Annotated in this window: 19 protein-coding genes; 13 read left to right on the top strand and 6 right to left on the bottom strand. The window is 64.5% G+C overall.

All coding sequences use genetic code 11. The features are described from left to right. The first annotated feature begins 19 nt into the window (after positions 1-19). Genes HDC35_RS03970 through HDC35_RS03960 form a run of 3 tightly spaced genes read left to right on the top strand, consistent with a single transcriptional unit; the run spans position 20 to position 2,596 of the window. Positions 20-1,621 (top strand): lysine--tRNA ligase, encoded by a 1,602-nt coding sequence (locus HDC35_RS03970; RefSeq protein WP_184643824.1) that lies wholly within the window; start codon positions 20-22, stop codon positions 1,619-1,621. 10 nt (positions 1,622-1,631) lie between these two features. Next, complete coding sequence (locus HDC35_RS03965; RefSeq protein WP_184643822.1) at positions 1,632-2,117, top strand: DUF3291 domain-containing protein; 486 nt, start codon at positions 1,632-1,634, stop codon at positions 2,115-2,117. Beyond that, the gene (locus HDC35_RS03960) at positions 2,114-2,596 is read left to right on the top strand and encodes an asparaginase domain-containing protein (protein WP_184643820.1); all 483 of its coding nucleotides are present in this window, start codon (positions 2,114-2,116) and stop codon (positions 2,594-2,596) included. Before HDC35_RS03965 ends, HDC35_RS03960 begins: the two co-directional genes overlap by 4 nt. On the opposite strand, the gene HDC35_RS03955 is transcribed toward HDC35_RS03960, so the two are convergent. Continuing rightward, entirely contained in the window at positions 2,597-3,628 is a 1,032-nt protein-coding gene (locus HDC35_RS03955) for a fatty acid desaturase family protein (protein ID WP_184643818.1), read from the bottom strand. A gap of 146 nt (positions 3,629-3,774) precedes the next feature. Between HDC35_RS03955 and HDC35_RS03950 the strand changes: the two genes are divergently transcribed. Continuing rightward, positions 3,775-6,414 (top strand): EAL domain-containing protein, encoded by a 2,640-nt coding sequence (locus tag HDC35_RS03950; RefSeq protein ID WP_184643816.1) that lies wholly within the window; start codon positions 3,775-3,777, stop codon positions 6,412-6,414. 228 nt (positions 6,415-6,642) lie between these two features. Continuing rightward, complete coding sequence (locus HDC35_RS03945; RefSeq protein WP_184643814.1) at positions 6,643-7,194, top strand: FKBP-type peptidyl-prolyl cis-trans isomerase; 552 nt, start codon at positions 6,643-6,645, stop codon at positions 7,192-7,194. 37 nt (positions 7,195-7,231) lie between these two features. Here HDC35_RS03945 and HDC35_RS03940 read toward each other — a convergent pair whose 3' ends face one another. The 5 genes from HDC35_RS03940 to pyrE form a co-directional block, all read right to left on the bottom strand. Next, positions 7,232-8,356, bottom strand: coding sequence for an AI-2E family transporter (locus HDC35_RS03940; RefSeq protein ID WP_184643812.1), 1,125 nt, complete (start codon positions 8,354-8,356; stop codon positions 7,232-7,234). A gap of 16 nt (positions 8,357-8,372) precedes the next feature. Then, positions 8,373-9,209: a signal peptidase I gene (lepB, locus tag HDC35_RS03935; protein ID WP_184643810.1), complete on the bottom strand. Its 837-nt coding sequence runs from the start codon at positions 9,207-9,209 to the stop codon at positions 8,373-8,375. A gap of 7 nt (positions 9,210-9,216) precedes the next feature. Next, complete coding sequence (acpS, locus tag HDC35_RS03930; RefSeq protein ID WP_184643808.1) at positions 9,217-9,618, bottom strand: holo-ACP synthase; 402 nt, start codon at positions 9,616-9,618, stop codon at positions 9,217-9,219. A gap of 160 nt (positions 9,619-9,778) precedes the next feature. Beyond that, complete coding sequence (locus HDC35_RS03925) at positions 9,779-10,522, bottom strand: pyridoxine 5'-phosphate synthase (protein WP_184643806.1); 744 nt, start codon at positions 10,520-10,522, stop codon at positions 9,779-9,781. After that, entirely contained in the window at positions 10,519-11,106 is a 588-nt protein-coding gene (pyrE, locus tag HDC35_RS03920) for an orotate phosphoribosyltransferase (protein ID WP_184643804.1), read from the bottom strand. The genes HDC35_RS03925 and pyrE overlap by 4 nt, the downstream gene beginning before the upstream one ends. A gap of 231 nt (positions 11,107-11,337) precedes the next feature. Here pyrE and coxB point away from each other — a divergent pair, with 231 nt between their 5' ends. The 8 genes from coxB (at position 11,338) to HDC35_RS03880 (ending at position 17,776) form a co-directional block, all read left to right on the top strand. Continuing rightward, entirely contained in the window at positions 11,338-12,408 is a 1,071-nt protein-coding gene (coxB, locus tag HDC35_RS03915) for a cytochrome c oxidase subunit II (RefSeq protein WP_184643802.1), read from the top strand. Positions 12,409-12,423: 15 nt separating this feature from the next. Continuing rightward, positions 12,424-14,091 carry a cytochrome c oxidase subunit I gene (ctaD, locus tag HDC35_RS03910; RefSeq protein ID WP_184643800.1) on the top strand — a complete coding sequence of 556 codons (1,668 nt, stop codon included), beginning with the start codon at positions 12,424-12,426 and terminating at the stop codon, positions 14,089-14,091. 43 nt (positions 14,092-14,134) lie between these two features. Beyond that, entirely contained in the window at positions 14,135-15,061 is a 927-nt protein-coding gene (locus HDC35_RS03905; RefSeq protein ID WP_184643798.1) for a heme o synthase, read from the top strand. Next, positions 15,058-15,222: a hypothetical protein gene (locus tag HDC35_RS03900; protein WP_184643796.1), complete on the top strand. Its 165-nt coding sequence runs from the start codon at positions 15,058-15,060 to the stop codon at positions 15,220-15,222. Before HDC35_RS03905 ends, HDC35_RS03900 begins: the two co-directional genes overlap by 4 nt. An 8-nt stretch (positions 15,223-15,230) precedes the next feature. Next, positions 15,231-15,788 carry a cytochrome c oxidase assembly protein gene (locus HDC35_RS03895; RefSeq protein ID WP_260397485.1) on the top strand — a complete coding sequence of 186 codons (558 nt, stop codon included), beginning with the start codon at positions 15,231-15,233 and terminating at the stop codon, positions 15,786-15,788. Positions 15,789-15,869: 81 nt separating this feature from the next. Beyond that, positions 15,870-16,745 carry a cytochrome c oxidase subunit 3 gene (locus HDC35_RS03890; protein WP_184643792.1) on the top strand — a complete coding sequence of 292 codons (876 nt, stop codon included), beginning with the start codon at positions 15,870-15,872 and terminating at the stop codon, positions 16,743-16,745. Continuing rightward, complete coding sequence (locus tag HDC35_RS03885; RefSeq protein ID WP_184643790.1) at positions 16,705-17,142, top strand: DUF983 domain-containing protein; 438 nt, start codon at positions 16,705-16,707, stop codon at positions 17,140-17,142. The genes HDC35_RS03890 and HDC35_RS03885 overlap by 41 nt, the downstream gene beginning before the upstream one ends. Beyond that, entirely contained in the window at positions 17,135-17,776 is a 642-nt protein-coding gene (locus HDC35_RS03880) for an SURF1 family protein (RefSeq protein WP_260397483.1), read from the top strand. The genes HDC35_RS03885 and HDC35_RS03880 overlap by 8 nt, the downstream gene beginning before the upstream one ends. Positions 17,777-17,793 lie beyond the last annotated feature (17 nt).

Below are 17,793 nucleotides of genomic sequence, written 5' to 3'. Positions count from 1 at the left end.
TCCCGCTATGGGCGCTGCCATGACTGACTTGCACCTTCACCCATCGCTGCGCGAGCCTGCGCAAACGTCCAAGGCCTGGCCGTTCGAGGAAGCGCGCAAGCTGGTCAAACGCTATCCCGAGGGGAAGCCGGGCGGTGAGGCCGTGCTGTTCGAGACCGGCTATGGCCCGTCGGGTCTGCCGCATATCGGCACCTTCAACGAAGTGCTGCGCACGACGATGGTACGCCGCGCCTATGAGGCGCTGACCGGCGGCGCGCCGACGCGGCTCGTCGCGTTCAGCGACGACATGGACGGTCTGCGCAAGGTCCCCGACAATGTGCCGCAGCAGGATATGCTACGCGAATATCTGGGCAAGCCGCTGACCGCGATCCCCGATCCGTTCGGCAAATATGAAAGTTTCGCACATCATAACAATGCGATGCTGCGCGAGTTTCTCGACCGTTTCGGCTTCGAATATGAATTCGTCAGCTCGACCGAGCAATATAAGGCGGGCGCGTTCGACGATGCGCTGAAGAATGTGCTGCGCCACAACCAGGACATCCTCGACGTCATGCTGCCGACGCTGCGCGCAGAGCGTGCCGCGACCTATTCGCCGATCCTGCCGGTCAGCCCCAAGTCGGGGATCGTATTGCAGGTGCCGGTGACCGTCGTCGACGCCGACGCGGGGCTCGTGTCGTTCGAGGATGAGGGCGAGACCATCACGCATTCGGTCCTCGGCGGTGGCGCGAAGCTACAGTGGAAGGTCGACTGGGCGATGCGCTGGGTCGCGCTCGGCGTCGATTACGAGATGTACGGCAAGGATCTGACCGACAGCGGCGTGCAGTCGGGCAAGATTGCCAAGGCGCTTGGCGGGCGCAAGCCCGAGGGGCTGATCTACGAGATGTTCCTCGACGAGAAGGGCGAGAAGATTTCGAAGTCGAAGGGCAATGGCCTGTCGATCGAGGAATGGCTGCGCTATGGCAGCGAGGAAAGTTTGGCCTTCTTCGCGTTCCGCGAGCCCAAGGCGGCGAAGCAGCTGCATATCGGCGTCGTGCCGAAAGCGGTCGACGAATATCTGCAGATGCGCGGCAATTATCCGGCGCAGGAGCCCGACAAGAAGCTGGGCAATCCGGTGCATCATGTCCATGTCGCGCGCGCGCAGGACGTGCCGGCGACCGAATTGCCGGTGACCTTCGGGCTGCTCCTGAACTTGGTCGGGGTGATGGGCGCCGATGCGTCGAAGGAGCAGATCTGGCGCTACCTCGGCCAATATGTCGCGGGTGCCGATGCGGCGACTTACCCCGAACTCGACCGGCTGATCGACAATGCGATGGCGTACAACCGCGACTATGTCGCGCCGACGCTGAAGCGCCGCAAGCCAATGGGCGGCGAAGGCGCTGCGCTGAGGGAACTCGACGACCGACTCGCGGCGCTCGCTGTCGATGCGTCGGCCGACGACATCCAGAATATCGTCTATGAGATCGGCAAGAACGAAGCCTATGGTTTTGAAAATCTGCGCGATTGGTTCAAGGCGCTCTACGAGACGCTCCTCGGGTCGAGCGCGGGGCCGCGGATGGGCAGCTTCATCGCGCTGTTCGGCATCGACAATACGCGGCGGCTGATCGCCGAGGCACTCGCCTGAGGGGACGCATATGGCGGCTTATGAACTTGCGCAGATCAACATCGGGCGCTTTCGCTTGCCGCCCGAACATATCGCCAACCGTGATTTCATGGACGCGCTCGACCATGTGAATGCGGTTGCCGAGGCGGCCGACGGCTTTATCTGGCGGCTGACGGGCGAGGGCAATAATGCGACCGACGTCCCCGTCACCGACGACCCGCATATGATTGCGAACATGTCGGTATGGCGCGATATCGAAGCGCTTGCCGCCTATGTTTATCGCACGCCCGACCATCTGACGGTGATGAAGCGGCGCAAGGAATGGTTCGAACATATGGCGCTCTATCAGGCGCTGTGGTGGGTGCCCGCCGGACATCGTCCGTCCGTCGCCGAGGGCATGGCGCGGATCGCGATGATCGCGGCGCATGGCCCGACCGCAGAAGCCTTCACCTTCAAACGGCCCTTTGCCGCGCCCGACGGCACGCCGGCGTTGCCGGTGCAGGACGAGTGCGCATGATCGATATCTTCACGACCGGCGGGACAATCGACAAAGTCTATTTCGACGCGTTGAGCGAGTTCCAGATCGGCCCGGCGGCGATCCCCGACATGTTGCGCGAGAATAATGTCCATATCGCGCACCGCGTGACCCAGCTGATGCGCAAGGACAGCCTCGAACTCGACAACGCCGACCGCGAGGCGATCCGCGCCGCGGTTGCGGCGAGCGATGCGTCGCGCATCCTGGTCACCCACGGCACCGACACGATGGTCGTCACCGGTCGCGTGCTCGCGGGGATCGAAGGCAAGACGATCGTGCTGACGGGGGCGATGCAGCCCGCGTCGGTGCGCGCGAGCGATGCCGAGTTCAATGTCGGATTTGCGCTGGCCGCCGTGCAGACGCTGCCGCCCGGCGTCTATGTCGCGATGAACGGCATGATCTTCGATCCCGAAAAGACGGTCAAGGACCGCGCCGGCGCGCGATTCGTGCAGGAAGGCTGATCAGCCCGCCGCCGTGACCCGCCGCAGCACGGCGGTGTAATTCGGCGCGATCGTCATCACATCATGCTTGCCCGCGCGGCCGAGCGCGGCGTGGACCTGGGGCAGGCGATAGCAGGGCACGCCCATGAACAGATGATGTTCGGCATGATAATTCACCCAATATGGAGCGACCGTCGCGCGCGCGAGCCAGCCCGCATGCGTGGTGCGCGCATGCGTGAAGGGATCTTCGCTGCCCGTCGTCGTGCAGGCATGTTCGGCGATGTTGCGGATACGCAGGTAGAGCTGGAAGGTCGTCGCGAGCCCCGCGAGCCATAGCAGGTACGGCGTCCAGCCGTAGAGCGCGAGCGACAGGGCGAGCAGCGCCGCCTGGACGACCAGAAAGCGGCCGACCGCGCGCGTCACCGCCATAGCGCCTGCGACGTCGATCGTCGGTAACGTCATGCCGTCGTCCGATTGCTTGTTGAAGGGCGTCCCGGCCTTGGTGCTCACGCCGCTCTTTTGTCCCGCCTCGCCGCGCAGCATTGCCTTGAGGCCGACGAACGCGAAGCCGAATTGCGCCATGCGCTGCTTGAAGAAGGTCTGACCGGTCAGATCGCGCAGCATCTTGCGGCGCAGGCTGGCGCGCGTGGTGGGAAAAGGTTTCGACAACGCGAGGTCGGGGTCTTCGGGCTGCTGGGTGAATTTGTGATGCTGAAGATGATAGGTGCGATAGGCAATCAGGTCCGACCCGACCGCCGCGCCGGTCAGCCATTGGCCCATGAAATTGTTGAGCTTTCTGTTCGGATGCAGCGCGCCATGCGCGGCATCGTGCATCAGGATCGCGAGCCCGAGTTGGCGTCCGCCGACGAAGACCACCGCTAAAACCCAGACCAGCGGGTTTTGCGACCAGGCGGCGAGACCGACGAGCGCGATGCTGACGATCCATGCGTGCGCGACGAGCCAGATGCCGCGCCAGGACGAGGCGCGTGTGATCGCGGACCATTCGGCGCGGTCGAAAAAGCGGTCGGGCGGAAAGAGGCGAACGGCGGGCATAAGGCATCATATCAAGTTGCTAACCGAAACCCAACCCCTTCCGTTTTGGCACAATTTCGGGCCAAAGATGCGCGTCCGGGTAAGGATTTGGAAAGGCTTTCGGGACAGGGAACGGGCGGGACCAGACGGGCAGGAATATTCGGAAATTGGGGGTTCGGCGCAACATCATCAGGCCAGCGGCCGGCGAACTGTCCCTGGACGAATCGCTGTTCGATTCGCCCGAATTCGTCACGCGCCTGATGCGCGTGGCACAGTTGTGGCATTATGTGCTGATCAGCCGTGTTCTTGCGTTCCTGACCTTCGCGTTCATTCCGGGCGTGGCGGGCTTCCTTCATCATCCGTCGCAATGGCTCGTCATGGCGGCCGGCCTGCCTTGCGACATCATATTGACCGTGATCGGACAGGCGATGCGCCGCCCGCGCCCCTTGCCGACGCGGCGGCTGCGGGCGCTGGTGATGACCTGCATGGGGCTCATCGCTTTCGGTAGCCTGCTCAACGCCGCGGCGATGTTCGCCGCGATCGCGGTCCCAGACGGCAGCCGCTATTTCGATGCCTTCACCGCAATCCAGATCGGGTCCCTGCTCGTCGCAGCCTCTGCGGTCGTGATCGTGCGCCCCGCCTTTTTCGCATTTGCCGGCACGACGGCACTGGGCGGCGCCATCGGCGTGGCGTCGTGGCCCTTCGGGGTTGCGGGGCTGATATTCCTCGGCCTGCTGATCGTGATGATGCGCGAGGATATCCGGCATCAGCGCCGCGCGACGCGCGCCGCGCGCCTGACGATGAGCGACCAGCAGCGCGCGCTGAACCTGATGCGCGATTTCGAACGCGCGGGGCGCGGGTGGTTCTGGGAAACCGATCGCCACGGGCATCTCGTCTATATCTCGCCGACTGTCGCGGCGCGGCTCGACCGGCCGCTCGCCGATCTGCTCGGTCATCCCTTCACCGACATCATCCGCAAACGAATCAGCAATGACGAGAGCGAGGAGCGCACGCTGGGGTTCAGCCTGTCGTCGCGCACGCCGTTCAAGGAGTTGACGGTCCAGGCGGCGGTCCCCGGCGAAGAACGCTGGTGGTCGATTTCGGGGCAGCCGATCAGCAACGAGCTGGGCAATTTTCAGGGATTCCGCGGCAGTGGCACCGACCTGACCGACAAGAAAAGGTCGGAACGCGAAATCAACCAGCTCGCGCGCTACGACACGCTCACGGGGCTTGCGAACCGGCGCCATATCACCGACCTGCTCGACCGCGCGCTGAAAAGTCACAGCGGGCAGGCGCAGCCGTGCGCGCTGCTGCTGATGGACCTCGACCGGTTCAAGGCAGTCAACGATACGCTGGGGCATCCGGTGGGCGACCAGCTGCTGCAACAGGTTGCCGGACGGCTGACGCAGATCGTGGGTGACAAGGGGCAGGTCGGGCGCCTCGGCGGCGACGAGTTCCAGATCGTCGTGCCGCAGATGATCCAGCCCGAGAAGCTGGCCGGCATCGCCAATGCGATCATCCTGAGCCTGGCCAAGCCCTTTTCGATCGAGGGCGAGCAGGTCCGTATCGGATCGTCGATCGGCATCGCGGTATCCGATGGGCCGGGGGTGAGCGCGTCGGCGCTTGTCCGCAACGCCGACCTTGCGCTCTATGCGGCGAAGGATGCGGGGCGCGGCGTCTATCGCTTCTATGCCGACGCGATGCACAATCAGGCGAGCGAGCGGAAAGCGATCGAGGACGCGCTTCGCGACGCGCTGGTGAAGGACGAGCTGAAGCTGCTCTATCAGCCGATCGTCGATGTGGGCAGCGAGCGGATCACCGGGTTCGAGGCGCTGATCCGCTGGCACCATGCGACCGGCGGCCTGATCAGCCCGTCGAAATTCATCCCCGTGGCCGAAGAATCGAACCTGATCGTCCCGATCGGCGAATGGATCATCCGGACGGCCTGTGCGACGATCGCGCAGCTTGGGCCCGGTTACCGCGTCGCGGTGAATGTCTCGCCGCGCCAATTTGCGAACGAGAAGCTCCCCGCGACGATCCTGAGCGCAGTGTCGGCGGCGGGAATCCGCCCTGAACAGCTCGAGCTCGAAATTACCGAGGGCGTTTTCCTCGACGAAAGCCCCGAAAATCTGGCAATGTTCCAGAAGCTGAAACGCACCGGCGTACGGCTGGCGCTCGACGATTTCGGCACCGGCTATTCGGCGCTCGGCTATCTGAAGAAGGCGCCGTTCGACAAGATCAAGATCGACCAGAGCTTCGTCCTCGGCGCCGCCGACCCGAACAGCATGAATGCCGCGATCATTTCGTCGATCGTCGGCCTTGCCACCGCGCTGAATATGGAAACGACGGCCGAAGGCGTCGAAACGCACGACGACCTCGCGCTGATCCGCGGGCTCGGGTGCAGCCATGTCCAAGGCTATATCTATGGCAAGCCGATGGATCTCGTCGAGGTGCTGGCGCTGCTTCGCGAGGGCGGGGGCCGGGTCGAGGCCAATGGATACAAGAGCGCGCGCGAGCCGCGGCTCACCATTTTCCGTACGATCCAGGTCGCGAGCGGCGGCTATCAATATGAGGCGATCGTCCGCAACATGTCGTCGCGTGGCGCGCTGGTCGAGGGATTGTGGAATGTCCCGCCGGGGACGCCGCTGACGCTCGAGTTCGGTCCCGATCAGGTCTTCGACGCCGAGGCGCGCTGGTCGGAGGGCAATCGCGTCGGCGTGCAGTTCGCCGCCGCGATCGACATCGAAGCGCTGATCGGACCGAAACCATTGCCGTCGGCGCGGGGACGCGTTCGCCGCGCCGCCTGACGCTTCGCGCGAAGCCATTTTTGCGGAGGTCGACGATTTTATAAAGGCGGGCGCAAGGCGGGCACGCTGCGATAATGCGGGACAGCGATGATTTCCGGTCGGTCGATGGCCCGAGGTCGTGCCCAAAGCCGAGTTTGCGCATATTGCCTCTGGACCGCTCCGCGCCGCACCGCCTATAGGCCTCGCCAGCATTTTCGCCCCGGCGGGGCAGCGGAAGGATCATCCAAGATGAGCGTAACGACAGTTCCATTGCGTCCGGTGAGCAAGGGCGGCCTGTGGCTGATGTGGTTCGGCGTCGCGGCGCTGATCGTTGCCGGTGCGGCGCTGGCCTGGCACATGACCCCGCGCATCGGGTTCGAAGTCGTCAAGGAAGGCACGGGCAGCAGCCCTGGCAAGACCGACGTCGTGCTGGTGAAATATGAAGGCAAGCTCGACGACGGGACGGTGTTCGACGCCAACGAACAGGCGCCGATGGAAGTCGCCCGCGTCGTCCCCGGTTTTTCGGAGGCGCTGACCCGCATGAAGAAGGGCGGCGAATACAAGGTCACCATCCCGCCGCAGCTGGGCTATGGCGACCGCGACAACGGGCCGATCCCGGCGAACAGCAGGCTGCATTTCACCGTGACGCTGATTGATTTCCGCACCGAGGCCGAAGTCCGCGCGATGCAGCAGCAGATGCAGATGATGCAGCAACAGCAACAGATGATGCAGCAGCAGGGCGCGCCGGGCGGCGCTCCTGTTGGTCCGGGCGGCCCGCCGCCAGGCATGCCGCAGCAATAAGCGAGCGGTCTCTACCAAAACAGAAGCGGCGGTGGGCTCAGGAGTCCGCCGCCGTTTTAGTTTGAGCGTCGCCGGCATTGCGTTCTGCCTCGCGTTCGAGCGCGACCTTGATCATCGCGACGATCGGGTCGGCGAGGAAGAGGCCCATCAGGCCGAGCAGCGCGCCGAACAATATCTGCGCGCCGAGCACCAATGCCGGGGCAAGGTCGACGGTCTTTTTGGCGACCATCGGGACGATCAGATAGCCGTCGACCGTCTGGACGATGAAATAGATGGCGATCGCCCAAAGGCCGGTGTCGGTCCCCGCCGAAAATCCGACCAGCACCAGCAGTACCCCCGATATAATCGCGCCGATGTTGGGGATGAAGGCGAGCAGGCCGGTGAGCAGGCCCATCAGCGCCGCCATCGGGATGCCGACGGCCAGGCAGGCGACCCAGGTCCCGACACCTTCGACGAGCATGCCGAGCAGGCGCCCCGCCATCAGGCGACGCAGCGTGAAGCCCATGCGCGCGGTGGTGATGTAGAAATTTTCGCGGCTCTTCATCGGCAGCATCCACGCGACCCCGCGTTCGTAGAGGCGCGGCTCGATCGCGATGAAAATGCCGAGGACGACGATCATGACGAGGCTGGTCAGGCCGCCGAGCACGGTGCCGACCGCCGCCGTTACGCGGCCGACGGTACCGGCGATATTGTCGGTTATCGTCTTGGTATCGAGCTGGAAATTGCCCATGCCATGATCGGCGGCCCAGGCGGCGATGCGTTCGATCTGCGCCATGACGACGGTTTGCAGCGTCGCCGCCTGGTCGGCGATCTGCGAACCCGCGAACATCATCGTCCAGACGAGGAAGGCGACGAGCGACAGGCAGACGATGAGCAGGCGCCAGGCGCGCGCGATCGGCAGCACCCGGCCAAGCAGGCGCGTTCCGCCGTCGAGCATCGATGCCATGACGATGCCGGCGAAGATCAACAGGATCGGCTGGATCAGCACGATGCACACGCCGACGAGCAGCGCAAGGCCGAGCCACACACCCGCCTTCAGCAATTCGGTGCGGACAAGTTGGCTGCGGATTTCGGTGGGGCCGGGCGCTTCCTCGTGCGCCTCGGCCTTGGCGGCGGCGCTGGCGGCGGTGCTTGTTGATGCCTGTTTTCGTGTCGCCGCCATATCTTTTCCCCTTTGCCTATCGGTCCTGACGTTCGGGCCGCAGGTCGGTTCCCGCGCGTCCCGAGCGCAGCGCGCCAAACCAACTCAATGGGTTGTACCACTGGGCGGTTCCATCGGTCGAAAAACTGATGATCTCGGCGCGCCCCGCGATCGCGTCGAACGGGACGGGGCCGCCGAGGCCTTTCTGGCTGGTATCGACGCGGCTGTCTGCGCTGCCGTCGCGGTTGTCGCCCATCAGGAACAGATGGTTCGCGGGAACGGTGATCGGGCCATAGTCGTCGGTCGTATGGCCCGGGCCCATGTCGATCGTGTCGAAGGTGGCGCCGCCGGGCAGGGTTTCGCGGACGATGGGAAGTTCGAGCACCTCCTTGCCGTCGGCGCCCCGGGTAACATAGCTGTACAGGCTGCTGTCGGGGCCGGGGAGGTTGGGGTCGACCGGGATCGCGAGCATCGGCTGGACCTCGCGCTTCACCGGCTTGCCGTTGATGCTGAGTTCGCCGTTGGTGAGCTGGATCGTGTCGCCGGGCAGGCCGATCACGCGCTTGATATAATCGATGCGCGTGACCGGATGTTCGAGCACCACGATATCGCCGCGCTCGGGCAGTTTGCCGAACAGCCGGCCCTCGACCTTGGGCGCGAGGTGGAAACTGACCGACGAATAGGACCAGCCATAGGGATATTTGCTGACGATCAACCGGTCGCCGTTGCGCAGCACGGGCATCATCGAATCGGACGGGATATAGAAGGGCTTGGCGACGCAGCTGTGGATGCCGAGCACGAGCAACAGGATGACCACGATATCGCGGATCAGCTTGCCCCAGCCGCCGTCGTCCTTCGTCTTGTCCTTCGCCATGAAAATGTCAGTCCTTGATTGCTTCGATGATGACGAAGGCCTGCGCCCAGGGATGGTCGTCGGTCAGCGTCAGGTGGATATGGGCGCTATGGCCCGCGGGAATCATCTCCGCCAGACGTTCGGCGGCGCCGCCGGTCAGCGCGAGCGTCGGCGCGCCCGACGGTGCGTTGACCACGCCGATGTCCCTCATGAACACACCGCGCTTGAAGCCGGTGCCCACGGCCTTCGAGAAAGCCTCTTTGGCGGCAAAGCGTTTGGCATAGGTGCCCGCGCGCGTAAACGGTCGCCGCGCCGCCTTCGCGCGCTCGACATCGGTGAAGACGCGCCGCTCGAACCGTTCGCCGAAACGGTCGAGCGACGCCTGGATGCGCTCGATATTGCAGAGGTCGGAGCCGAGGCCGATGATCAAAGAATATCCTCCCTGTCGCGAAGCGATGGGGAGCGGGACCGCGCCCAAAAGGCGTGGTGGAGGGGCTGCGACGCCAGCGCCAATCGCCCCTCGGTCAGCCCTCCGGGCTGCCACCTCCCCATGGCTAGCGGCCACAGGGAGGATCGGTCCGGGATTACGCTCACCCGCGCGCCTCGTCCATCAGGTCGCGCATGCGGCGCACCGCATCTTCGAGCCCGGTGAAAATCGCCTCGCCGATCAGATAGTGGCCGATGTTGAGTTCGGCGAGTTGCGGGATCGCCGCGACGGGAACGACATTGTCATAGGTCAGGCCGTGCCCTGCATGCGGCTCGATGCCATTTTTCCACGCGAGCGCGGCGGCATCGGCGAGGCGGCGGAGTTCGGCGGCGCGTTCCTCGCCTTCGACATGGGCGTAGCGGCCGGTGTGAAATTCGACGACCGGCGCGCGGAGGCGCATCGCCGCCTCGATCTGGCGCGGGTCGGGTTCGATGAACAGGCTGACGCGGATGCCCGCGTCGGAGAGACGCGCGACGATGGGCGCGAGGTGATTGTGCTGCCCCGCTGCGTCGAGTCCGCCCTCGGTGGTGCGTTCCTCGCGCTTTTCGGGGACGATGCACGCGGCGTGCGGTTTGTGGCGCAGCGCAATCTCAAGCATCTCGTCGGTCGCCGCCATTTCAAGATTGAGCGGCAGGTCGGTCGCGGCCTGGATGCGGGCGAGGTCGTCGTCGCGGATATGGCGCCGGTCTTCGCGCAGATGCGCGGTGATGCCGTCGCCGCCGACCGCCGCGACGATCTTTGCCGCGCGCACCGGGTCGGGATGCTCGCCCCCGCGCGCGTTGCGGATCGTCGCGACATGGTCGATGTTGACGCCGAGCCGCAGGCGGGAGGGCGAGGGGGCGGTCAAGCCGCCTTGCTCCGGCTGCCGGGCTTGATCGCCTCAATCCCCGCGAGTTCGGGGGGCAGTTCGCCCTCGGCATAGGTCGGGAAGTTGATCTCGACGAGCGGGTAGAAGGGGACGCCAAGGTCGACGCTGCCCGCCGAGCGATCGACGAGCGCGGCTTCGGCGATCACCTCGCCTCCCGCCGCGCGCACCGCCTCCATCGCTTCGCGCGACGACAGGCCGGTGGTGACGACATCCTCGACCATCAGCACCTTCGCGCCCGGATCGATGGCGAAACCGCGGCGCAGTTCGAAGGTGCCGGTCGGGCGTTCGACGAAGATCGCGGGTTTGCCGAGCGCACGGCCCATTTCATGGCCGATGATGACGCCGCCCATCGCCGGCGACACGACGATGTCGATTGCCTGGCGCAGGTCGCGCGGCAGCTTTGCCGCGAGCGCGGCGGCGAGCCGCCCGGCGCGCTCGGTATCCATCAGCACGCGCGCGCATTGCAGATAATATTCGCTGTGGCGGCCGGAAGAGAGCAGGAAATGGCCCTGGAGCAGGGCGTCGGCGGCGCGGAATTCGGCCAGGATTTCATCATCGGTCATGGGAGATTTATTCTTTTGTCCAGTGCGTCGCCCTCGACGGGCGACCGGGTTTTGGCGGCGAAGATTACCCAGCCGCAAAATAGTGTTAGAGATGCTTGAGGCAAGCGGCAAGCGGGTCTATAGCGCCCGCGAGATTCAGCCTGTCCGATGGCTGCGTGGACGCATGTCCGGCAGAGGGGAAACAGGCTGGGGCATCGATAAGAACAACAGGCAACGGGCGGCACTATCCTTATGAAGAGCTTGAAAACCCCTGTAATCAAGGTGTTAATTGCGGCGGCTTTGTCGCTCGGCGCGGTGGGCGCCGGCCATGCGCAGGCACCCGCGACGGCTCCGGCGGAAGCGCCCACGGCAACGGTCGCGGCGAATCCGGCTCCGGCTCCGGCTGCGACCGACGCAGCCGCGGCGCCGGCGGGCGATGCGACTTACGTGCCGATGAAGCCGACCCCGGGGGTCGGTCAGCCGGTCGACGCGGGCATCGATTTCCAGCCGCAGGTCAGCCCGGTCGGCGAACAGGCTTACTGGTTCAACCATGTGATCCTGCTGCCCGTCATCACGGTGATCACGCTGATCGTCCTCGGCCTCCTGCTCTGGGTGGTGTTCCGCTTCCGCGCCAAGGCGAACCCGGTGCCGTCGAAGACGACGCACAATACCTTCATCGAAATCATCTGGACCGCGATCCCGGTGCTCATCCTCGCGGTGATCGCGGTGCCGTCGATCAAGCTGCTCGCCAAGCAATATGAGCCGCCGTCGAAGGAAGCGCTGACGATCAAGGTCACCGGCTATCAATGGTATTGGGGCTATGCCTATCCCGACCAGGGCATCGGCGAATATGTCTCGAAAATCCTGACCGAGGAACAGGCGAAGGCGGCGGGCGAGCCCTATCATCTCGCCGTCGACAATCGCATGGTCGTCCCCGTCGGGCGCCAGGTGAAGCTGATCATCACCGGCGCCGACGTGATCCACAGCTTCGCGGTTCCCGCCTTCTGGACCAAGATGGACGCGGTCCCCGGCCGTGCCAACGAAACGACGTTCACCGCGAACAAGGTTGGCGTTTATTACGGTCAGTGTTCGGAACTCTGTGGTGTCGATCACGGCTATATGCCCATCGCCGTCGAAGTTCTCCCGGTCGACAAGTGGGAGGCGTGGGTCCGCTCGAAGGGCGGCAACCCGGCTGGCCCGGTGGCCGAACCCGCCGCGGATGCGCCGGCACCCGCTGCCGCCGCTCCGACCGCGACGCCCGCCGCCACGACCGAAGCTGCGCCCGCAGCGGCTCCCGCCGCCGCGCCGGCCGCCAAAAATTAACAAGGGGTCCGACAGATGACCGATATCGCAGCGACTGCACCCGCGCACGGCCATGCCGATCACGCGCATGACGACCACGACACGCCCGGCTTCTTTGTCCGCTGGTTCATGTCGACGAACCACAAGGACATCGGCACCCTCTACCTGATCTTCGCGATCATCGCCGGCATCGTCGGCGGCCTCCTGTCGGGCATGATGCGCTGGGAACTGGCGGAGCCCGGCATCCAGCACCTGACCGGCTGGGCGCAATTCTTCGACGCGTCGGCGGGCGAGGTGCAGGCCAAGCATTTCTGGAACGTCATGATTACCGCGCACGGCCTGATCATGGTCTTCTTCATGGTCATGCCGGCGATGATCGGGGGCTTTGGCAACTGGTTCGTGCCGCTGATGATCGGCGCGCCCGATATGGCCTTCCCGCGTATGAACAACGTCTCCTTCTGGCTGACCGCGGTCGCGTTCGTCATGCTCGTCGGGTCGATGTTCGTCCCCGGCGGCAGCGGCCTTGGCGCGGGTACCGGCTGGACAGTCTATGCCCCGCTGTCGACCAGCGGTTCGGTCGGCCCCGCGGTCGACATGGCGATCTTCTCGCTCCACCTCGCGGGCGCGGCGTCGATTCTCGGCGCGATCAACTTCATCACCACCATCTTCAACATGCGCGCGCCGGGCATGACGCTGCACAAGATGCCGCTGTTCGTGTGGTCGGTGCTCGTCACCGCCTTCCTGCTGCTGCTCGCGCTGCCGGTTCTGGCCGCGGCGATCACGATGCTGCTGACCGACCGCAACTTCGGCACCACCTTCTATGATGCGGCCGGCGGCGGCGATCCCGTCCTCTACCAGCATCTCTTCTGGTTCTTCGGCCACCCCGAAGTGTATATCATGATCCTGCCGGGCTTCGGCATCGTCAGCCAGATCATCTCGACCTTCAGCCGCAAGCCGGTCTTCGGCTATCTCGGCATGGCCTACGCCATGGTCGCGATCGGTGTCGTCGGCTTCATCGTGTGGGCGCACCACATGTTCACGGTCGGCATGAGCGTGAACCTGAAGATGTATTTCACCGCGGCGACGATGGTGATCGCGGTTCCGACGGGCATCAAGATCTTCAGCTGGATCGCGACGATGTGGGGCGGTTCGATCAGCTTCAAGACCCCGATGGTCTGGTCGTTGGGCTTCATCTTCATGTTCACGGTCGGCGGCGTGACCGGCGTCGTGCTCGCCAATGGCGGCGTCGACACCAACCTGCACGACACCTATTATGTCGTTGCCCACTTCCACTATGTGCTGTCGCTGGGCGCGGTCTTCTCGCTCTTTGCCGGCTTCTATTACTGGTTCCCGAAAATGTCGGGCCGGATGTACAGCGAGGTCCTGGGCCAACTGCACTTCTGGATTTTCTTTATCGGCGTGAACATCCTCTTCTTCCCCCAGCACTTTCTGGGCCAGCACGGCATGCCGCGCCGTTACCCCGATTATGCGGAAGCCTATGCCTATTGGCACCTGATCTCGTCCTATGGTTACGTGATCATGGGCGTCGGCGTGCTGATCTTCTTCGTGAACATCCTCTACTCGCTGTTCGCGGGCAAGAAGGCTGCCGACAATCCGTGGGGCGAAGGCGCGACGACGCTCGAATGGACGCTGTCGAGCCCGCCGCCGTTCCACCAGTTCAACGAACTGCCGCGTATTGCCTGATCGGCAACGCCCCCTGCCAGGCTCGGCGGGGGGCGTTTCCCTGATGGCTGGAGTAAACATGGCGCAAAGCCTGACCCATGGCGAAACGGCACTACCCGCCGATTGGCGTGACCTGTTCGCGCTGACCAAGCCGCGCGTCATGTCGCTGGTGGTGTTCACCGCGCTGTGCGGGCTGCTCGCGGCGCCGGGCGAGGTGCATCCGGTGCTCGCCTTTTCGTCGATCCTCGCGATCGCGCTGGGTGCCGGGGCGTCGGGCGCGCTCAACCAATGGTATGAGGCGGGACTCGACTCCAAGATGAAGCGGACCGCGGGGCGCCCGCTTCCCGCCGGACGGCTCGACCGGCAGACGGCGTTGCAGTTCGGCGTCGGGCTTGCCGCCTTTTCGCTGTTCCTGATGCTGTTCGCGTCGAACTGGCAGGCGACGCTGCTGCTGCTCGTCTCGATCCTCTTCTATGTCTTCGTCTATACCATGTGGCTGAAGCCGCGGACGCCGCAGAATATCGTCATCGGCGGCGCGGCGGGCGCCTTTCCGCCGCTGATCGGCTGGGTCGCCGCGACGGGCAGCATCGCGCCGCTGCCGGTGCTGCTGTTCCTGCTGATCTTCCTGTGGACGCCACCGCACTTCTGGGCGCTCGCGCTGTTCGTGCGCTCGGACTATGCCGCCGCGGGCATTCCGATGATGCCGGTCGTTGCGGGCGAGAAATCGACGCGGCGCCAGATTCTTTTCTATGCAATCATCATGGCCGCCGGTGCGATCGCGCCCTGGGCGCTCGGGCTGACCGGCGCGCTCTATGGCTGGACCGCGGTGATCCTGTCGGCGCTGTTCGTGCTGCTGTCGATCCAGGTCGGTACGCGTGCCACGGGCGACGGCGATTCGATGCAGCCCGAAAAGCGGCTGTTCGCTTATTCGATCGCCTATCTCTTCATATTGTTCGGCGCGGTCGTCGCCGACCATTGGTGGCCGCTATGACCGACGAAAACTCCCAAGAGCCTTCCGGGCAGGAACCCTTCGACGAAGCTGAATATCGGCGGCGCCAGCGCAGCCGCGCCAATCTGATGGCGTGGATGCTGGGCGGTCTGGCGATCCTCTTCTTCTTCATCACCATTGCCAAGATGCAGATTTTCGCATGATGGGCCGCATGTCCCCGAACGCGAAGACCGCCAGCCTCGCCGCGCTGCTTGCGCTCGCAATGATAGGCCTCGGTTTCGCGGCGGTGCCGCTCTACAATCTTTTCTGCCGCGTGACCGGCTTCGGCGGCACGACGCAGCGCTACGATCCCGTCGCCGCGGCGGAGGAACCGCAGATCCTGTCGGACACGATCTCGGTGCGCTTCGACGCCAATGTCTCGCCGAACCTGCCGTGGAAATTCTATCCCGAACACCCGACCGACACGGTCAGCATCGGCGCGCGCGACATGGCGATCTTCATCGCCGAAAACAACTCGGCGCACCCCGTCGTCGGAACCGCGAGCTTCAACGTCACGCCCGACCAGGCGGGCAAATATTTCACCAAGATTCAGTGCTTCTGCTTCACCCAGCAACGACTGGAGCCGGGGCAACAGATGCGCATGCCGGTGCTGTTCTTCGTCGATCCGAAGATCAAGGACGACCCCGATGCGCGCGACGTGCAGGAAATCACCTTGAGCTACACCTTCCACCCTTCAGATGCGGTAGACGAGGGTAAAAAGGCGAGCTAAGGCCGCGAACAAGAGTCTAACAAGGGCCGGCAGATGATGGGGAATCGTCGTGCCGGGGCTGCAAAAAACGGGAAACACGCCATGTCCGGTGCCAAACATCATGACTATCACCTCGTAAATCCCAGCGTCTGGCCGCTCATCGGCTCGGTCGCTGCGCTCGTGATGTTCTTTGGCCTCGTCATGGCGATGCACGCCGATCATTTCGGCGGCGTCGGCAAATGGGTCCTCGGCCTTGGTTTCATGGGCGTGATCGCCACCTTCTTCAGCTGGTGGTCGGATGTTATCAACGAAGCGCATGCCGGCGACCACACCCCGGTCGTCCAGCTGCACCTGCGTTACGGCATGATCCTGTTCATCGCATCGGAAGTGATGTTCTTCGTCGGCTGGTTCTGGGCCTGGTTCGACTTCTCGCTCTTTCCGGTGCCGATCGAATATGCCGAGGGTGCGGTCACGTCGCTGTTCGGTCAGGATGGCGCCGCCGCGATCACCATGTGGCCGCCGAAGGGCATCGAAGTCATCGATCCCTTTTCGCTGCCGCTGCTCAACACGCTGATCCTGCTCTGCTCGGGCACCACGATCACCTGGGCGCACCACGCGCTGATCCACGGCGACCGCGAGGGGCTGAAGAAGGGCCTGTGGCTGACGATCATCCTCGGCGTCGTCTTCTCGACGATCCAGGCCTATGAATATGCCCATGCACCGTGGGGGTTCGGCCAGAGCAACTATAGCTCGGCTTTCTATATGGCGACCGGCTTCCACGGTTTCCACGTGCTCGTCGGGACGATCTTCCTGATCGTCTGCCTCGTGCGCACCTACAAGGGCCATTTCACCCCGCAGCAGCATTTCGGTTTCGAGGCCGCGGCATGGTACTGGCACTTCGTCGACGTCGTGTGGCTGTTCCTCTTCATCATCGTCTATGTCTGGGGCGGCTGGGGCGCGCCGATCGCCGCGCACTAAATTGCCGACCGGCGACGATATTCAAAAAGGGCAGCCGCCGGTCTGGCGCGCTGCCCTTTTTGGCCTCTGCCCCGAATGCGGCGCGCCGACCCTGTTCGACGGGCCGGTGAAGTTCCGCGAAAAATGCGGCAGCTGCGGGCTCGACTATGGCCGTTACAATGTCGGCGACGGACCCGCGGCCTTTCTGACGCTGATCATCGGCGCGCTGCTCATCGCGATCGCGCTGACGCTCGATGCCGTCGTCCGCCCACCTTTGTGGGTGCATGTCGTCCTGTGGGTGCCGCTGACTGCCGCCGCCGTCGTCTATGGCCTGCGCGTCGGCAAGGGCGCGCTGCTGGCGAGCGAACATCAGCGTCAGGCGGCCGAAGGCCGGCAAGTGGATGAAGAAGATGACTGAACCGACCGAACCCCGGCGGCGCTGGCCGCTGATCCCGACGCTGTTGGTGCTCGCCGCCGTTGCCGTGATGATCGCTCTGGGTGTCTGGCAGCTCCAGCGCAAAAGCGAGAAGGAAGCGCTGATCGCGCTGTACCAGCGTAACATGGCCCTGTCGTCGCTGGTGACCTATCCCATGCTGCCGCCGGTCGAGGACCGGTTCCTTTACCGCAAGAGCAGCGTCGTCTGCCTCGAACCCGTTCGCTGGGATCAGCGCAGCGGTACCGACCGCAAGGGCAGATCGGGCATCCGCATGATCGCCGATTGCCGCGCCGGGGCCGAGGGGCCGGGGGTGCTGGTCGATGTCGGCATCGGCGACGATTTCAGTCCGCCCCAATGGGCTGGCGGAACGGTGCAGGGGACGATCGTTCCCGGACCCGAACAACCGACTGTGATGGAGCGCGCGATGGGCAGGGCGGTGCCGGCGCGCGCGATGCTGATCGCCGATCAACCGGTCGAGGGGCTTCGTGCCAGCGCGGTGCCGTCGGCCGAGGACACGCCGAACAATCATCTGGCTTATGCGGTGCAGTGGTTCCTCTTTGCCGCCGCGGCGCTCGTCATCTATATATTGGCCGTTCGGCGCCGCTTGCGACCTTGAGACGCCCGCAAAGTTTT

It is taken from the genome of Sphingopyxis sp. JAI128 (assembly GCF_014207235.1).
In the GTDB taxonomy this organism is placed as follows: domain Bacteria; phylum Pseudomonadota; class Alphaproteobacteria; order Sphingomonadales; family Sphingomonadaceae; genus Sphingopyxis.
The sequence above is the reverse complement of the archived record's forward strand: the minus strand, read 5'-3'. Positions and strand labels throughout refer to the sequence as shown.